The 1,031-nt window shown below is 65.1% G+C and carries 1 protein-coding gene; it reads left to right on the forward strand.

Annotation, left to right across the window (positions count from 1 at the left end):
- Window positions 1-978: MFS transporter (locus ACP7BY_RS20970; protein WP_426288360.1), on the forward strand; the 978-nt coding region annotated here is incomplete at its 5' end.
- Window positions 979-1,031: the final 53 nt, after the last annotated feature.

Here is a 1,031-nt window from a genome sequence, read left to right on the forward strand (position 1 = left end):
AAAATCCTCGCCGCGACCTCGTTGGCGCAGGCGTTCGTCTCGGGCGTGATCGCGTTCACAGGAGGCGTGACCGCAGCGCTCACCGGCGCGGCCATGCTCAGCTTCCTGTTCGCGTTTAGCGGTGCCGCGACGTTCACGCTGGTACCGATCGTGGGCCGGGCGGCCGGGCTTTCGGTTGCCCGCGTTAATGCCGCGACCGAGTTCGCGAGTGGCGGCGGCTCCGTGTTCGGGCCGCTCGCGGGTGGGCTGCTGGTCGCGTCCGGCGGTACCGCAGTTGCGCTTCTCTTCGACGCAGCCAGCTTCCTGCTGCTTGGGCTCGTCATCGTACTCTCCCACCTCAGCCGGCCGGGCGCACCCGATGCCGACAATCCTGGCTGGACGCCGGTGGCCGTGTTCCGGGGCTATGCGCCGATTGCCCGCCAGCGACGCATCATGCTTCTGCTCGCCAGTTTCTGGGTCGTTATTATGGCGCTCGCGATTGCGGACGGTGTCTATGTGTTTCTCGTAACCAACGTTCTCAGCCGAGGTCCGTTCGCATACGGGGCGTTCATTGCCGTCTGGGCAGGAGCCTATCTCATCTCTGCATGGGCCGCGGGTGGCTATGTCGAACGTAACGCCCGCTGGACGGCCCTTGTCGGACTGGGAAGCATCGCGGCTTCATTTCTGGCAATAGGTCTGACCGGTGCGCTCGCCCCATCGCTTCCCCTGGCGGTCGTCGCCATGGCGTTCCTCATCGGCGGTGCGGGCAATGCCATCTACAACGTATCGGTTCGCACGATCCTACATACCACTGTGAGGCCCGAGCTCCACGGCCGCGCCGCCGCGCTTTATGGTGCTGGAACCCGCATCAGCGAGGGTAGCGGGTTTGCAATTGGCGGCCTGCTTGGACCAGCGCGTGTCCTCATCGCATACATCCTGTCGGGTGTCGTCGCACTGGTGGCGGCCGGAGGGGGAAGCATTGGCCACCGCAGCCGCTGAGGCTGGACGTGATGCTTAGCGTACGTTTTTGGGCCTTTTCTCACCGGTCCCCA

It is taken from the genome of Sphingomonas sp. PSPC2-2 (genome assembly GCF_049897725.1).
Taxonomy (GTDB): Bacteria; Pseudomonadota; Alphaproteobacteria; order Sphingomonadales; family Sphingomonadaceae; genus Sphingomonas.